1 protein-coding gene is annotated in these 528 nt (G+C 55.5%); it reads left to right on the forward strand.

Annotated features, from left to right (window positions below):
- Positions 1–473: IS6 family transposase (locus BMI01S_RS37975; RefSeq protein ID WP_042293704.1), on the forward strand; the 473-nt coding region annotated here is incomplete at its 5' end.
- Positions 474–528: the final 55 nt, after the last annotated feature.

The following is a 528-nucleotide window of genomic DNA, read 5'->3' on the forward strand; positions in this document are numbered from 1 at the left end:
TGGTCGGCAAGAGCTGGAGGATGGACGAGACCTACATTCGCATCAGGGGTGAGTGGCGGTATCTCTATCGGGCTGTCGACAAGGCAGGCAACACCGTTGATTTTCTGCTGCGAGTCCGACGGGACAAGGCTGCGGCCCGGGCCTATTTCGAAAAGGCAATCGACCAGAATGGCGAACCCGAGACCGTGACGATCGACAAGAGCGGATCGAATCTGGCTGCCTTGCGGGCGATCAACGCCCCACGGGAGGTGCCGATCAAGGTCCGCCAGAAAAAGTATCTGAATAACATCATCGAACAGGATCATCGGGCGATCAAGCGCCGAACTCGACCGATGCTTGGGTTCAAAAGCTTTCGTTGTGCCCGCATCCTGTTGGGCGGCATCGAAGTTATGCACATGATCGTCAAGGGACAATTGAACGATGGCGGCGTTGGTCAAACTCCCGCACAGCGATTCTATTCGCTGGCTAGATAAGGAATCCATACCATATCGGATTTGGCCGACCTTTCGCTCTTACTGCGACAGAACC

This window comes from Paraburkholderia mimosarum LMG 23256 = NBRC 106338 (assembly GCF_000739815.1).
Classification (GTDB): domain Bacteria; phylum Pseudomonadota; class Gammaproteobacteria; order Burkholderiales; family Burkholderiaceae; genus Paraburkholderia; species Paraburkholderia mimosarum.